Source organism: Halorubrum sp. CBA1229 (assembly GCF_003721435.2).
Taxonomy (GTDB): Archaea; Halobacteriota; Halobacteria; order Halobacteriales; family Haloferacaceae; genus Halorubrum.
In genome coordinates, this window is the sequence record NZ_CP054585.1 from 269,617 (window position 1) to 284,977 (window position 15,361).

Below are 15,361 nucleotides of genomic sequence, written 5' to 3' on the forward strand. Positions count from 1 at the left end.
GAGTGCCTACGGCATCAGATACGACGTGTCAGGGAATGAGATGCTCATCTTTGAGCTCCGGCGTCCACGCTCGCGATCTTCCACGCCTGCTATCTTATTTGGCCCTCAAACCGCGACGAGTACGAGATCGCCGATCCGATCGAACGCTTCATTCAGTCTGGCCGAAGCACCGACACTATCGGGCTTGAGACGTGGCACATCGCGTCAACTACCCCGAGGACTATGATGAAGCGAAACAGCGTCTCTCGGAGACCGCTAACGCGGACTTGGTACACTGGGGTGCTGTCGAGACAGGTGACCGCTCATTACACGTTGGGCCTAACTATACTTGAAAAGACACGGTGGAGTATCGTCGTTTTTGTTTTTTGATTTGTATGACTCACAAGCTTAAGGTATCTCTATCCCGCAGTCCATCTTAATACATGACCGTTTTAGTCACCGGCGGGGCCGGCTTTATCGGGTCACATCTCGTCGATCACCTCCTCACAGAAACCGACGAGAACATCACCATCCTCGACAACTTTTCGACAGGAAGCGACTCGAACCTCTCGCATCTTGAGACCGATCGCGTTGACACGGTTGACGGTGATATCCGCGACGCATCACTTGTTGCTGACCTCATCGCCGACGCCGATACAGTATATCACCTCGCGGCCGCGGTCGGCGTAAAACGTATTGTCGAGAACCCGCTCGACTCCCTACGAACGAATCTTGAGGGCACAAAGAACGTGCTCGAAGCAGCCGCTCAGGATGCGACGCCAACGTTTATCGCCTCGTCCTCAGAGGTATACGGCAAATCGGAAGCGATTCCCTTCGCAGAAGACGACGACCGCGTGTACGGATCAACGGCATCACCGCGCTGGGGCTACGCGACTGCGAAGGCAGCCGACGAGTTTCTAGCGGTAGGGTTTCAGAAGGAACACGGACTGCCCGTTGTCGTCGGTCGGTATTTCAACATTGTCGGGCCGCGACAGACCGGACAGTACGGCATGGTGATCCCGACGTTCGTCAAGCAGGCACTTGCTGGGGACGATCTGACTGTGTACGGCGACGGCACACAGATCCGAAGTTTCACGCACGTGGCAGATGCGGTCTCGATCACACACGAACTCTTGTCGACGCCCGCGGCGCATGGTGAGGTCTTCAATATTGGTGCTCCGGGACCCACATCGATCAATAATCTCGCAAAACGAGTCATCGAGCTCACTGACAGCGACTCTGCGATCACACACATCCCGTTTGAGGAAGCGTATGATGAGGACTTCGAAGAGCCCGATGCCCGTGAGCCCGACATCTCTAAGCTCCGCGCAACGATTGGACGTGAACCAGAGGCTGATCTCGATCGGATTCTCCGAGATGTTATTGCCAACCGGACTGATAGGGTGAGTATCGAATGACCGATATTGAAGAACGGCTCGCCACTCGTGACGCACAGGTTGGTGTCATCGGCCTCGGATACGTCGGGCTCCCCCTCAGCCTCGCGTTCGTTGAGGCCGGATTCGATGTTCGTGGCTTCGATATCAACGAAGAGCGCGTCGACCAGCTCCAAGCTGGAGCAAGCTACGTTGACGATGTGACCGACGCCGACCTCAAGAACGGCCTCACCGACGGCTTTACCCCTGATTCCAATCCCGATGTTGTCGCCGACTGTGACGTATACATCATCGCCGTCCCGACTGGTGTTGCCGATGGAGAGCCAGCGATGGGCGCAGTGAGAGCAGCAGCCCAAACCGTTTCAGAACAGTCAGGCTATCGCGAGACACTCGTTGTCGTCTCAAGTACGGTGTATCCAGGCGCGACACAGGAAGTGGTCAAACCGATTATTACTGACGAGCGACCCCCTGCGTTGACGCAGTTTGCGATGGTTCCAGAGCGACTCAACCCCGGTGGGGATCATGAGATTAGTGAGATCCCACTCGTGGTGGGTGCAGATGACGCCCCTGCACGAACCGCAGCCAGTACCCTCTTTGGAGCGATCACAGACACAGTTCCGGTCGCCGCGACGGAGACGGCTGAACTCTCGAAAACACTCGAGAACACGTATCGAATGGTCAATATCGCGCTCGTGAACCAACTCGTCGCTCTCACAGAGCGGTTAGATGCCGACGTGTGGGAAGCGGTCGACGCAGCTGGGAGCAAACCGTTTGGGTTTCAAGCATTTGAGCCCGGCCCAGGCGTTGGCGGCCACTGTATCCCGATCGATCCACAGTTCTTGACATGGCGCGCAAATGAGTTGGGGACCGAGTTGCCGTTTATTGACCACGCACAACAGGTAAATGAGGAAATGCCAGATCGAGTTGTCGAGGGGGTCATCACCGCACTCAAGGCCCGCGGCGTGACCCTTACTGACGCGTCAGTCCTCGCCTTGGGGGCCGCCTACAAGCCGAACATTACCGACCCACGAAATTCACCCGCAATTGAAGTGGTGAAGTCGCTCCGTCAACAAACCAACGTCACTCTTGTTGATCCCCATGTCGATTCTGAGGAAGCACGTATCCCACTCACAAATACCGTGAGTGACGAGACGGTACAGGCGGCTGACGCAGTGGTCCTTCTCGTAGACCACGATGCGTTCAATCTCACACGGCTTGGCAACCAAGCGTCGTTTGTGTATGACGCAAAAAATGCGATGCCAGAAGACGCTTCCGCGACAGTAGTGACGCTCGGCGAAACAGCCGAAGCTGCTGATGTCCTGGCTAAAAGTCGAGTAATCAAATAAGTATGGCAACTGCGTTGCAGTAGTGAGGTATCACTGAAAATATTCTGGCTACCGATGGATTCATCGACCGCAACGTGATTCGGAGCGGCTCCATCTGTCAGCTGTAGATCGACCTTCTGTACCCACGGGCCGTGGTTCGATGGCGATCGATACCCAACCTCTCAAAAATCGGGACGGTATCCGACAGTGATACTCCAGCCAGCTGAAGTCGGATACTGAACTTCATCGCTGGCTCGGGTGTCGCCTCTCGTCCCAGAAAATCTAACTCGATACAACCGTTGTTGGCACTGAGCCGGTCGAAACCGAGCATGAACCACTCAATTTTTTGACCGCCTCATCCTTTGACCTTATTTCAACACAACCAGCAATTACGACTTTAGGTGATACTGCGCCAGCCAGAAAACAGAATGAGTGAACGATAAGACAATTCTACTCTGTTGAATCCGCAGAAGGCATCGGGATCGGATCTCTGTGGAGTCGGTTCAGCAGTACTGTCAAGTGAATTTCAGATGATTCTCGAAGGAAGCAGACATCGTCGAGAGACCGATCAATACTTGACGGCGAAGTGCAGAACAATCCTAGTTTAGATATTGTGATCATTAATGTATTCTGATTTAACAGAGTAAACTTATATTTTGGCGTTTCCATACTGACCGCTCTTATCTCACCTCTAAATCCGGTATGATTACCGATCGGGGATCACCGAACCGTTTGCAGCACGTCTACCATTACCTTCCAGATTTGTCGTACGACCAGCTTCATATCATAAGTGAACGACTGCTGTTTGACATACTGGAGGTCATACCGAAGCTTCGTATCCGGCTCAGCACCGGTCACGTCGTTCACCTGCGCTAGGCCGGTCAGACCAGGTTTCACAAACCAGCGCTTTCGCCAATCAACAACTCCCGATTGGATATCAGAATCAAGCTCTGGCCGCTCAGGTCGTGGACCAACCACACTCATATTACCCTTCAATACAGCCCAGAGTTGCGGGATCTCGTCAAGATGGGTCTGACGCAACACGCGTCCAACGCGGGTTACACGCGGATCAATCCCACCATCATCTTCATCACTAATTGTCGCACCAATCTCATCCTCAGCGTTTTCGATCATCGACCGAAACTTGAACACCTCGAACGTCTCTCCGAACACCGCAGTCCGCTCCTGACTGTACAAAATTGATCCACCATCATCGAGCTTAATTGTCACTACGATTGCACAGATGACGGGACTCAACACCACTAACCCAAACAGTGAGAACAAAACATCAAAGCTGCGTTTGAGGATGTGGTCTTGGATATCCCACGGTTCAATATCGACGGTGACGAGAGTCCCGACATTAGTGTCAGCACTTAACACCTGATCGGCGTGATCACGGTGGACGAGAACATCGACACCGTGTTCGTAACATGCATCAAGTGCGCCGAAGAACTCTGCGCGGTCTGTGTGCCCAAATGTTAACACGACAGTATCAATATCGTACTCAACAAGGACGTCCTCAATTCGAGAGAGGCCACCTAACCGGTCTAGCCCGTTTAGCTGAAAACCTCCATCGGCAACAGCTGCTATCCGGTTCGGCGATTCAGTAGTCCTGTAGGCGCTCGTGGGACAGAGATACCCGAGGAGTGGGATATCGATATCGGCTGCAAGCTCTTCGATCGAACTCGGATCGTCCCCGACGATAATCGCACGCTCTGCATCACCATTCGGTCGCTGCCGAATCCACACGAACCACGCAGGCAACACCACGAGTAACAGCGGCGTGATCGCGATGAGCGTCGCCCGCGGCAGCCGATAGGTATAATCAAAATACCCGATCGCAGCGAGGGTCACCATCGCGACCATGACCCGCTTTTGGGTAAGCGCCACCGTATCGAGAATGCGTCGCGGCCGTGGCTTGTACAACGGGAGAAACGCCGCCGTGACGATGACGACCGTCGTAAGCATCTCGAACACGAGTTCGGCACCCATCGGCGCATCCGCTGCCAGTCGCCCAACAACTGGCAGCCGCGTGAGCAGCGCGTGGGCGACTGTGCTGTTGGCGACCACAACCGCGAGGGCAGTAATGACTGCGACGCCGCTGACGCTGCGCAGCCGATACTGCCATCCGGAGAGCATTAGCTGTACATTAGGATGACACTATATAAATGAACTACGATGTCCGTGACTGCAGCGTGGTAGTCTCAGAATTACGGTCCGCTAGGGGAGGAAAAAACGATTAGTGGCCAGCCTAGTAGCGCCTTCGACAATCTAATCGTGAAGGTATGACCTACGTTGCTATGGAAGCCCTGAGCATGTTCTGACAAGCACAGACATGATCTGGAAGAGCCCAGATTGGGTGTGTTCAAACGGAATGTGTGTTCTCAATCGTACTCGTTCTCGATTACGGCCGCTTCAGCGTCCAACGCCCGCACCTCGATCCCGCGCCACTCCCCGTCAACCCCAACGAGCGCCTCCGCATACCCGAGTTCCTCATTTCCCGGCACCGCCTCCTGCACGAACCGCTTCTGGGCGTGATTTAACCCGAATTCGTCGGCCCAGTGGTCGTCCATCCCATCCAACCGATGGAAGTACTTGATCGCACACTGGTCGAGGATCATCTCAGCTTCGGGCCGCTCAAAGAACTCATCGACGGTTTGGGTAACCAACTGCAGCGACAGATCGTGGTGGCGGTGATGCCGAAAGATGGTCTCTAAGAAGGCGAGATTCTCGGCATCACGCAACACGTACCGCGCTTCATCAATCACGAACACCACCTCCTTGTCCGTCTGTTTGGCTCGCTCGTATACCAACGAGATTAACAATTGCATCACCAGCGTCGTACGCCCGCCGACCCGCCCCTCCTGCTGGGCTAAATCCAAATAGAGCAGATCGGTATCCGCAAAATCGATCTCGCTCGACCGACCGAGATGTGCAAACTGCCCGTCCGGCGCAAACGGCCGCAACTGGTCGATAAGCCACGTGGCATCCGCCTGCAGCTTCTCCGCTTCGGCCTCGATCCGGAGCGTCTGCTGTTCTGGGGCCGCCACAAACGCTTCAAGCACATCAATTACATCCCGCAGCGTCGGACTCTCGCGATCGTGGGTCGTCAGATCCTCCGTAATGCCCGCCTCCCGGTACGCGGCATCAATCGCTAACTCCAGCGTCGTGCGCCGATCCCCAAGCGTGATCCCCCGCTGCGCGAAGAAGTTCGTCAGAAAGCTCACCACGCGCTCTTTCTTTTCGGTGAAGGGACTCGCATCGGCCCCCAGTTGTTCGCGCACCGGTTGTGGCATCGGCGTAATCTCGAGCGGATTGATTCCCCGGGTGCCACCCACGGTAATGCGCTGGGCACCTAATGCGTCTGCCACCCCCGCCCAATCGTTGAGCGGCTCTAAGATCACCCCAATTCGGTCCTCGTGATGCGCCACCGACCGAATAAACCGCTGTTTCGCGCCGAAGCTCTTCCCGGAGCCCGGATCCCCAACAGTAAACGTCGCGTACCCGTTCTCACGCGCAAACGGGTCGATCACCACCGGCGTGTCCGTATGTCGATGCACCCCCACCTCGACGCCATCTGACTCCAATAACGTGGGGCGATGCGGCGACGCCAACAGCGCGCCCACCGCGCCGCTGACACACGTCGTCCTGCGATCCAACACGGGCCCGCCGAGCGGTGCCGCCCCGCGCAACGCCCGGTCCTGCGCGCAGATTGCGGTCTTCGGCGCCAGCTCCGCCGGCTGCTCACGGAGCGTGCGCTTCACGCGGCGCACATCCCGATCAAGCGTCTCCCGGTCGTCGGCCCGGACGGTCACGAGCAGCGCCTGTGAGAACACCCGCGCCCCGGCTTCGACAGCCCGATACATCGCCGCTGCCTCACTCGCCCGATCCTGCAGATACGTGCTGCGGACGCTCGACTCGAGATCCGCATCCACTTTCAGATCGTCGGCGGTCGCCTGCAGCTGGTCGAGCGCCCGCTCCTGATCCTGCGGTCGGAAATGCGCCATCACGTGAAACCGGACGTCGGTGAGGGTGAACAGCTCACTCAGGTACCCATCGCTCGGATAATCCGGCCAATCCGCGATATAGAGCGTGGTCGTCCACTCATCGCCGACCCGTGCGCACCGACTCTCCCACTCGACAGCTGCCGGCGCGACCGCAGCCTGTTGGCGCTCCCGGGGTGGGGCCACCTCCGTATCCCGCTGTGGCGCTCTCTCAGGCGGCTCAACGAACGCCGACAGATCCACCTCCGGATCACGATCGGGTTGGCGCGCCTGCATCCACACCCCCAACAGGAGCCCCACAACGAGGATGCTACCCCCCGCCATCAGCCCGCCGACGAGCAGCGACGGCGAGAGCGACTCAACGCCACTGATTACGAGCGCCTCACGCATCAGATCCACCTCGCTCCGTGTGGTCCACACCCGCCCGGTCAGCGACGGGCGTCTCTGTGAGCTCAGTCCCGTTCCAAAACTGCGTGGCCAACCCTAGAATCTCCGCTGTTGACAGTCGGCGCGCCGTACAATCACTCGTTTTGGCGACGAACTCTGTCTCAACCGTCCGCACCCGCTCGCGCAGCTTTGCGAGCTGGGCGCCCCGCAACTCCGCGTCGGTGAGCCGATCGCGACGCGTCACGAAGGGCGTCGCCAGCACGCCAACCACCGGCAGCGTGGTGAGTCGTTCAGCTGGCGTGCGCTCCTCGGGATGCCGCTCGTACACCTCGTACGGCGCCACGGACACCCCCAGAAAGTACCGCACCTGCTGGGTCTCTGCGAGCTCGGCCGGCCGCTGATCACGGTAGGCGGCGATCAACGCCCGCACCGACTCCCGCTCGCTCACGTCCGGGTCGGCGAGGCGATCATCCAACTGGTTGACCAGCGTCGCCGCCGGGTACGGATCGGTCGTGGTGTACAACGTGAGCTCGAAGGTCAGCTCCTGATTCGCGAACGCCTCACCCACGGCCTGCCGGGCGGCCCACTCGTCAGCCATCGCGAAATCCATGTTGCCCGGCGTCAGCTCAAGAAACGTCTCCATCCGCCCGTCCGTTCGTTCAACGGCGCCGTGGCCAGGCCACGCCCGCTTGAGCGCGGTCAACTCTTGGGTGTGCTCGTCGACGACAAACGGTTGTGGGACCGTCGTCTCACTGTCCGGGTCCGGTGTCGACGCGGCCCCCACCGCCTCATGGAGGGTCACCCGCGGCCGGCGCAGATAGAACCGCCCCAGATCGGCGAGCCACGTGCTCGCCGGGAGCTGTCTGGGAGCCGCATACACAACAGCCACCCCGATCGCAAAGCCGACACACACCAGCGGGAACACGAGCGGCTCGACCCCCAGCGCCGCCCCCACCACGAGCCCCGCAATCGGAAAGCTGAGCAACACGTACAGATCGCGTTCATACACGCCGACGATCGGGAGTCGCCGGTCGGCGTCAAGCGAGCGCATCACGCGACGGGTCGCGGGGGTGTCTGAATCCGTGCTCATGGACGTGGTTCATTTTCCGTGCGGCGGTACGACGCCCATCCCCCCTCGTGACTGCGCACGGTGGGGGATGACGTCGCTGCCGTCGAGGTTGGCTCACTGGTTGAATCAGCATTCGAGTCCGAACTGGTCTCGGTCCGAGCGACCCGCTTGGCGACGGTATGGCCTACAGCCGCTTTCGGCCCCCACCGGGCCGCCGTGGCGCCAGCCCACGGCCCCGCGACCGTCGCAGCCCCAGCCACGGCGCCGGCGGTCACGGTGAGCCCGGTCACACGACTGACGCTCCGAACCAAGCGTGGCGTCGTATACGCAAACAGCTTCCAGATGATCCAAACGCTGAGCACCGGCAGCGAGACCGCGATGATGTATCTAAAAAATGCGCTGTCAGGAGTAAGAAGTGAGTCTGGACCGTTAGGAAACAGGAGTCCATAACCGCGAAATAACAGCCCAACTGGTAGTGGCATTATTGCAAGAGGGATGAATTTGACAGCAACACGTGTTGCTAAATTCGATATAACTGGCAAACCACTGTATGCCACCGCTATTGCTATCGGCATAGCATAGGTCGCGACGTACAAGAGGATCTCCCGGAGGAACAACAGTGCTTGGAGTGTCCACATCGCTACCGCGCCTATAAAAGTGAGAAAGAATCCAAGAGGTGGATTCGAGATAGTGACTGTGAAGAAATCGGCTAAACCAGTAGCCACAGTACCTATAGAAGGAACAAGCAAAATCGCAAACCCATCAACAAGATATAATGCAATCACAGCAACCCAATACCAAGTCGCTATCAGAATTCCCCCTGTCCATGCAGACCGGCGAACCTGTCTGCTCCTAATTGGATCTGTGAGATTGAAAATTCGAAGTGTGTGACGTCCTTGGACACATACGAGTAGAATCAGGAAGGCAATTAGTGTCACATCACCAGCGACTAGTGACTCATGAATGCGTATCCATGGCGTGTTTTCCGGCGGTCCTAGAGGAAGTCCATTTGAAGTTTCTGGCACGGGAGTACCGAATAGTGCCTCCGTGAGATCGCGATACCCATTTGTGATAGCCTCTGTGAACCATTCGATTAGCTGGCTGAGAATATCGATAAACCACTGAAACCCAACATCAACAAGTGAGACCCCACTCATTAGGTCTCCCTCTCAATAGTTATCTGACAGTCTGAGAGGCTACTCCCTCTGTAGGTGACGTTGTATGTCTGTTCAGTATCTTGTTCAACTACATTACTGGATAGCGAGATTCTAAATTGGCCACTATTTCCTTCAGATGTACATTCTACCTCACTTCCGCTTGGTGAAAACGGGAGGCTTTCAGAGTAGATGGTAAGGAGTTCATTTGGCTCAATAATGGGATTAGTATATCGTACAGGCTTCTCTATCGCTGCAATCCCGCTCCCAGAGAACTCATCGGGTGTTGGGTTAGGAACATCACCGCTAAATCGTAGTTGGGTGATTTTCTCTGGACCAGTACCTGTATTTTTGACATCCAAAATGACTTCTGTGGAGATGGTTAGCTCCTCAGCCTCTTCGTACATTTCCTCAGGGTGATTTCGACCGAGTTTCAGATCCTGAATCACAAGCTCTGGTCGCAACAACTTCTCAACGGCAGCCACAACGCGATCAGCATCAACCAGCTGGACGGTGTACGTCCCCGGCGGGTACGACGTCCCGATCGGAATTGTCTCCTGACTCGCCCCCGGCGTGAGCTCCCGCTCGGCAAACGCCTCGCCGGAGGGCGCAATCACAGCCAGTCCGGTGGCGCTCGTCTCCGCGTCGTACTCGACGACCAACTCGGTGCCCTCGACATGGACGTCCGATAACGCGCCTTCTCCGGGCTCGCTCGATTCATCGCTGGCACAGCCGACGACAGAGACGAGTCCGCCGGTCGCGATCGTTGTGAGCACGGTGCGACGTCGTGGGGATGATAGTGTGTGACTCATGGCGGTGATTCACGGGACAGGAGGTGGGCCAGCTGCCGGCCGGCAACCCACGCGACAGCGATCGGGATCACTCCCCACAGCACGGTCTCAAGCAGCTGCACCCAACCGGCGACAGTACTGAGCGGATGCCAGCGCACGGTGTCGCTGGCGGCCACATACGCGGGCGTGGTGGCGCGCCACGAGGCGGGCTCGAACCGAACCGTGTAGAGGCCGGGCTCCGAGAGCGTGCGTCGCGCCGTGCCGTTCGGCCCGAAGGTGAGCCGCTCGCCGTTGAGCCACAGCTCGCCGGGCGGCGCGTCGGCCACAATCGGGCGGGTGGCGTTCGACCGACGTGGTCGAATCGGCGCGCCCGTCACGGGATCGGTCAGCGTGACCACCAGCGTCGCGGAGGCCACACGCCGATCCGTGAGCCGTACCGACAGCTCGGGCCGGCGAATCGGTCGCTCGGTCGGCGTGACTGACGTCACGGGAGCCGACACGCCACGCACGATGCCGTGGAGCCGGACCGCCTCGAGCTGCATGGCGTCGCTGCGCACTGCCAACCCATACGATCGGGTGTATTCGCCGTCGACCACACCAACAGAAACGTTCTCGTGGAGCCGCGCGGCCGGCGTCGCCGTCTCCACACCCCACACCGCGGTTAGGGTGGGGCCATCACGCACCGGCATCGTACGCGGGCCGATCCGTGACGGGTACGCGACCACCTCGAGCGATGGCACCCCCTGCTCGAGGCGACTCGTTCCGGTCGCTCGCGCCACCCGAAGCCGCTCCCAACGAGGATCCCGCGCCGTATAGTAGCGCCAGACGCCACGGACGCGGTGGGTATCATTCGCAGTGAGCGTGAGCCCATGCCACGGCTGGCCCTGATACACGGCGAGCCCGCGACTCCCGTCCGGATACTCGGCGGTGTACGCGTCCGGGCGGAGCCGATGAATCCACACCGACCGCGTGTCGCTGACCGTCACCGTCTGGGTGGTCGCGTTCGCCGGCGTCCCGTTGGGCGCGGTCGTCACCGCAATCTCGGCCGTGACGGTGAGCGGCTGGTCGCCGGTGTGGGTCGTGGTGTACGAGAGGGCAGGCGTCTGTGTTCCGGTGGTCGTAGCGACCGCCTCATCGCCGATCGTGACGGTGACACGCTGCACTCTATGACCGATCAGCGACCGATTCGGGCCAAACGCTCCCCGCACCCGGTAATCGACGAGCGCCCGAACGGTCCCCGTCGGCGCAATATACTGGCGAGTGGTGGTCGCATCGAGCTGGACCCGGGTTGCAGGATGAATCGCGACCACGGTGGCGTGCGCGTCAGCGATCGCGCCCCGCGAGACGCGGTCGGCGTGTGGAGGATAGACACTCGCGTTCGCACCGCCCGGCTCGAGCGCCGCAAACGCCTGGGCAGTCATGGTCGCGGCGTGGGCGGGTGGCGCGTCGTACGTCAGATCCGTACATGTCGCCAGCTGTTGGGTGGGGGTGGGCGCCTGACCGTACGTGGCGTTATACTGCGCCGGCGACAGACACGGATCCGGATCGCGGGCGTCGACAGTCCGGGTCTCGTTCGCGGGCGGCGGCTCTGCGGGCGTCGCGGCGGCACTCACGGCCAGCACCGACACGAGAGCCACCAGCGAGAGTGCGAGCCGGGAGCCCCAGTGGCGCACGCGCATCGCTCACCACGGAGTCAACTCCACACACTCCGCGAGCGGGAGGTTCATCACGCTACCGGCAACCGTATACAGCGGCCCGAGCACGACCAAAATCACCGTCGACCGCAGCGCGGTCCGCTTGTGGCGTTTGAGCCCCTCCCGCTGTTCGGGCCGAAACGTGAACAGCTCGATCAACGAGTCGGCCTGCCACACAATCACCAAGCCGAGCAGCCCGACCGCGGTGGTCAGCTGGAAGAACCCAGAGATCATGCCTGGCAGGCGATCGACCTCACAGACGGCGCTGTCTTGGGCGGCCGCTGGCTCGACGGCAACCAGCAGGAGGACCAGACCGCCGACTGCGACGCGGCGACAGGCCGCGCGGACCGAGACACGGACGGGACGTGACGGCGGGGCACGGGTGTCCATGAGTGGAGGGGGCGAACGTTGATTGTGGTGTGGTATCGTGGGACATGACTTCTATTGTGACTCTCAATAATAAAATTTGTCCAGCGCTGACAAAATGGTTACCAGACTGACTTGTGAAACGGCGGTGTTAACCAACAACGCGGGCGACTGGCGGCCGGTGTTGGTTAAGACTGAGCACTCTTACGCGGATTCACCGTCTCGATAGGCTGTTTCTGCTTGCTCGGCAATTGCGTCCCAGTCGTATTGCCGGGCGTTGGCGACGGGCGATGTCGGTGGGCGGGCACCACCCAGCGCGGCGTCGATCCGCTCCGTGAGCGCGTCGACCGTGGACTCGACGAGGAAGCCGGCGTCAGCGAAACTGGACGGATACATACCCAAACGGCGCTACTAAGTAGCATGATGCCGAATCAGTTTGTATGAGTAGTATCGATCTCCCATCCGACGTGCTAGATGCGATTGCGGCACCGCCGGAGGATCGAGAACCGATCGTCCGGCAGGAGCTCGCAGTGTCACTGTACCGGGAAGGATATCTCTCGTTCGGGAAGGCACGAGAGCTAGCCGGTCTCTCGAAGGCGGCGTTCCACCGGCTGCTCGATGACCGCAAGATCCAGCGCCACTACACGGAGGCGGACTTCGCACTCGACGTTGAGTACGCGCAGGAATGACCCCGAGCGTGGCGTTGTGGTCGGCGGCGACCGCGTCGAACGCCTCCAAGAGCACGTCGACGTTCTTGTGCTCTATCAGCCGGCCCGCGAAGAGCACGTCGTAACCCCCATCGCCGTCGTCGCCGGGCAGCGGGCGCGCTGCAAGCCTCGTGGGTGGCGACAGCTCAGTGAGAACCGTCTCGCCCCCAGCGAAGGCTTTGAACAAGCGCCGTCGAGCTGCGAGCGGGGGTCGGTTGCAGGGAGCTCCCCGCCGCAATCCCCAATCGGTGAACTAGCTGAAAGCGAGACGCGCGGCCGTCGCTTCCCACACAGCACAACGCCACACACAGGTACGGGAGCCACCGAGAGCGGTCGCACCACAGCCTGACGCCGCACCAGCGCGGCGGCCGTCACTGAGCGCGATAGCGAGCCACTGCGCACACGACCACGAATACCGCTGTCCGAGAGCTGATAGGCGATCGCCGTACTCCCGGATCACCCCCGCGACCATGGGGGTGGTGACGGCGATCTCGCCTTTCGGCGATCTGAGATATCGTGAGGGGGTCACGCACGCAACGCGCTGGCCCGACCGGCGCCTGCAGGCGCGCCACCCGGCCGCTGTCCGGCAGTTTGTGAGTCGCTGGCGCCGCGTGTGCGTGGGGCCACCCTGCGATCGGGTGCGAGGGGATGACAACGACCATCTCGCGCGAACAGTTGCACCCGTTGCACCCAGGGTGATTGCGGAGGACCCAGCCCCTGGGGAGCCGCGATGTTCGCGGGCGAGCGCCCATGCTGCGGGACCATTCACTGCGGAGCGGTGACACGTAGCGAGCGGAAGCCCACCCCTTCAGGGGTGGGTCCGAGCGACAGCACACCGTAGCAAACCACGCGCTACGACTCGTTTGGATGTTCCACCGCTTCGAGACCTGTTTTAATAATCTCTCGGTAGGCTTCATCAAGAGCCATATCCTGCTGTTTGGCGTAGTCTTTCACTCGACCATTAAGGGTGTGTGAGATGTCGATGTTCGGGCGCATCTGTGTCCAAAAGACATTTTGACAGATAGCCACAAACATCTGTTGTCGTGAGGCGAACCAACACGTTCGCAGTACGCCCGCTGTCAGATGATGATAAGCAGCTTCTGTTGGACCTGTTGGACGCCTCTGCGAGTCTGTGGAACGAGTTGAACTACGAGCGCCGCCAGCAATTTTTTGACGGCGAATCAGTGTGGGATACCGACGACTACCGGAAACAGTACGTCGATGTTCTCGGCTCTGCCACCGCACAGCAAATCATTCGGAAGAACAAGTCAGCGTGGCAGTCGTTTTTCGCCGTCCACCAGAACGGCGAGGATACTGCCCCGCCGGGCTACTGGGGCAACGAGGATGATGGCCGCGAGCTACGCACGTACATCCGTAACGACCAATACACGCTGGAAACTGGCGAACGGTCACGAGTTGAGATACCAGTCGGCCACGCCCTGAAAGACGAGTATGGTTTGGGCTATCACGACCGCCTGCGCCTCGAAGTGTGTGGCGCTCCCAAATGGGACGGCGAACAGGGCCGCTTGGAGATACAGTACGATGAGACAGACGACACGTTCAGGGCTTTCCAGCCTGTCACTATACCCAATTCTCGACAGGATTCACTATTGGCTTCGGAAGAAGCCGCGCTGGACGTAGGCGCGAACAATCTCGTCGCCTGTACCACCACGACCGGCCAGCAGTACCTCTACGAAGGGCGCGACCTGTTCGACCGCTTCCGCGAGACGACCGCGGAAATCGCCCGTCTCCAGTCCAAACTCCGCGAGGGGCGGAACAGCAGTCAGCGGATTCGGCGGCTGTATCGCACACGGACGCGACGGCGCGACCATGCACAGGACGCGCTGGTTCGAGACCTGATGGAACGGCTCTACGCCGAAGGAGTCGCCACGGTGTATGTGGGCGACCTCACGGACGTTCTTTCGACGCATTGGTGTGCCGATGTGAACGCAAAGACTCACCAATTCTGGGCGTTCCGGGCGTTCATCAAGCGGCTGTCGCACACCGCCGAGGAATACGGTATCACCGTCGAGGTACGGTCAGAAGCCGACACAACCCGAACCTGCCCGGCGTGTGGCGAGCAGGACGATACCGACCGCGACGGCGACGTGTTCCGGTGTCCGTGCGGTCACGAAGGTCACGCCGATCTGTGCGCGTCTCGCACGTTCCTCGAACGACAGGCTGGCGAACCCGTTGGGTCGATGGCTCGGCCCGTGCGTCTCAAGTGGGACGACCACAACTGGTCGGAGATACCACACTCTCCCGAGAGGGCAAGTCCCAACGAGAAGCGCACAAACCAGAGTACCGGCGACGGGAAACTTGCCTCCGTGGGTGCGGAATAGCCAACATCCCCACCGGAGGAATCCCACGGCTTCAGCCGTGGGAGGAAGTCAAACCAGATCGGTGGCCTGCCGCCCAAGGCGCGCTCGATGGCATCCCACCAGCCGACGTCCGTCCGTGTGAGCCTCCGTGCGCTGCTGGCAGCGATACT

12 protein-coding genes and 1 pseudogene are annotated in these 15,361 nt (G+C 59.8%); 4 read left to right on the plus strand and 9 right to left on the minus strand.

The genetic code is table 11. From position 1 onward, the window contains the following. Window positions 1–422: 422 nt before the first annotated feature. Both Hrr1229_RS01320 and Hrr1229_RS01325 read left to right on the plus strand, forming a co-directional pair. A complete protein-coding gene (locus Hrr1229_RS01320) occupies window positions 423–1,397 on the plus strand; it encodes an NAD-dependent epimerase/dehydratase family protein (RefSeq protein WP_123114556.1) in 975 nt (324 codons plus the stop codon). Continuing rightward, window positions 1,394–2,719, plus strand: a complete 1,326-nt coding sequence (locus Hrr1229_RS01325) for a nucleotide sugar dehydrogenase (RefSeq protein WP_123114555.1) — start codon at window positions 1,394–1,396, stop codon at window positions 2,717–2,719. Before Hrr1229_RS01320 ends, Hrr1229_RS01325 begins: the two co-directional genes overlap by 4 nt. A 53-nt stretch (window positions 2,720–2,772) precedes the next feature. On the opposite strand, the pseudogene Hrr1229_RS01330 reads toward Hrr1229_RS01325, so the two are convergent. From Hrr1229_RS01330 to Hrr1229_RS01370, 9 genes and pseudogenes are all read right to left on the minus strand, one after another. Beyond that, window positions 2,773–3,029: pseudogene (locus Hrr1229_RS01330) on the minus strand (IS6 family transposase); the annotation flags it as partial. A 389-nt stretch (window positions 3,030–3,418) separates the two neighbouring features. Further along, the gene (locus Hrr1229_RS01335; RefSeq protein ID WP_123114554.1) at window positions 3,419–4,837 is read right to left on the minus strand and encodes a sugar transferase; all 1,419 of its coding nucleotides are present in this window, start codon (window positions 4,835–4,837) and stop codon (window positions 3,419–3,421) included. A gap of 245 nt (window positions 4,838–5,082) precedes the next feature. Further along, entirely contained in the window at window positions 5,083–7,092 is a 2,010-nt protein-coding gene (locus tag Hrr1229_RS01340; RefSeq protein ID WP_123114955.1) for a VirB4 family type IV secretion system protein, read from the minus strand. After that, on the minus strand, window positions 7,085–8,140 hold the full coding sequence (locus Hrr1229_RS01345; protein WP_255212545.1) for a hypothetical protein: 1,056 nt from the start codon (window positions 8,138–8,140) through the stop codon (window positions 7,085–7,087). Before Hrr1229_RS01345 ends, Hrr1229_RS01340 begins: the two co-directional genes overlap by 8 nt. Before the next feature lie 35 nt (window positions 8,141–8,175). Then, complete coding sequence (locus tag Hrr1229_RS01350) at window positions 8,176–9,315, minus strand: hypothetical protein (RefSeq protein WP_123114552.1); 1,140 nt, start codon at window positions 9,313–9,315, stop codon at window positions 8,176–8,178. Beyond that, entirely contained in the window at window positions 9,315–10,088 is a 774-nt protein-coding gene (locus tag Hrr1229_RS01355; RefSeq protein ID WP_255212546.1) for a hypothetical protein, read from the minus strand. The genes Hrr1229_RS01350 and Hrr1229_RS01355 overlap by 1 nt, the downstream gene beginning before the upstream one ends. 32 nt (window positions 10,089–10,120) lie before the next feature. Beyond that, window positions 10,121–11,782, minus strand: a complete 1,662-nt coding sequence (locus tag Hrr1229_RS01360; RefSeq protein ID WP_123114550.1) for a hypothetical protein — start codon at window positions 11,780–11,782, stop codon at window positions 10,121–10,123. Between the two features lie 3 nt (window positions 11,783–11,785). Continuing rightward, window positions 11,786–12,187 (minus strand): hypothetical protein, encoded by a 402-nt coding sequence (locus Hrr1229_RS01365; protein ID WP_217920701.1) that lies wholly within the window; start codon window positions 12,185–12,187, stop codon window positions 11,786–11,788. Window positions 12,188–12,367: 180 nt separating this feature from the next. Continuing rightward, complete coding sequence (locus Hrr1229_RS01370; protein ID WP_255212547.1) at window positions 12,368–12,559, minus strand: hypothetical protein; 192 nt, start codon at window positions 12,557–12,559, stop codon at window positions 12,368–12,370. 44 nt (window positions 12,560–12,603) lie between these two features. On the opposite strand from Hrr1229_RS01370, the gene Hrr1229_RS01375 reads away from it, so the two are divergent. Further along, a complete protein-coding gene (locus tag Hrr1229_RS01375) occupies window positions 12,604–12,852 on the plus strand; it encodes a UPF0175 family protein (RefSeq protein ID WP_123114549.1) in 249 nt (82 codons plus the stop codon). Window positions 12,853–13,913: 1,061 nt separating this feature from the next. Then, window positions 13,914–15,212, plus strand: coding sequence for an RNA-guided endonuclease TnpB family protein (locus tag Hrr1229_RS01380; RefSeq protein ID WP_123114548.1), 1,299 nt, complete (start codon window positions 13,914–13,916; stop codon window positions 15,210–15,212). Window positions 15,213–15,361 lie beyond the last annotated feature (149 nt).

What these genes read in the sequence shown, in the direction of transcription:
- Hrr1229_RS01350 (WP_123114552.1), bottom strand. Translation starts at nt 9,315, where the DNA reads ATGAGTGGGGTCTCACTTGTTGATGTTGGGTTTCAGTGGTTTATCGAT.
- Hrr1229_RS01345 (WP_255212545.1), bottom strand. Translation starts at nt 8,140, where the DNA reads ATGCGCTCGCTTGACGCCGACCGGCGACTCCCGATCGTCGGCGTGTAT.
- Hrr1229_RS01375 (WP_123114549.1), top strand. Translation starts at nt 12,604, where the DNA reads ATGAGTAGTATCGATCTCCCATCCGACGTGCTAGATGCGATTGCGGCA.
- Hrr1229_RS01365 (WP_217920701.1), bottom strand. Translation starts at nt 12,187, where the DNA reads ATGGACACCCGTGCCCCGCCGTCACGTCCCGTCCGTGTCTCGGTCCGC.
- Hrr1229_RS01360 (WP_123114550.1), bottom strand. Translation starts at nt 11,782, where the DNA reads ATGCGCGTGCGCCACTGGGGCTCCCGGCTCGCACTCTCGCTGGTGGCT.
- Hrr1229_RS01325 (WP_123114555.1), top strand. Translation starts at nt 1,394, where the DNA reads ATGACCGATATTGAAGAACGGCTCGCCACTCGTGACGCACAGGTTGGT.
- Hrr1229_RS01340 (WP_123114955.1), bottom strand. Translation starts at nt 7,092, where the DNA reads ATGCGTGAGGCGCTCGTAATCAGTGGCGTTGAGTCGCTCTCGCCGTCG.
- Hrr1229_RS01335 (WP_123114554.1), bottom strand. Translation starts at nt 4,837, where the DNA reads ATGCTCTCCGGATGGCAGTATCGGCTGCGCAGCGTCAGCGGCGTCGCA.
- Hrr1229_RS01320 (WP_123114556.1), top strand. Translation starts at nt 423, where the DNA reads ATGACCGTTTTAGTCACCGGCGGGGCCGGCTTTATCGGGTCACATCTC.
- Hrr1229_RS01370 (WP_255212547.1), bottom strand. Translation starts at nt 12,559, where the DNA reads ATGTATCCGTCCAGTTTCGCTGACGCCGGCTTCCTCGTCGAGTCCACG.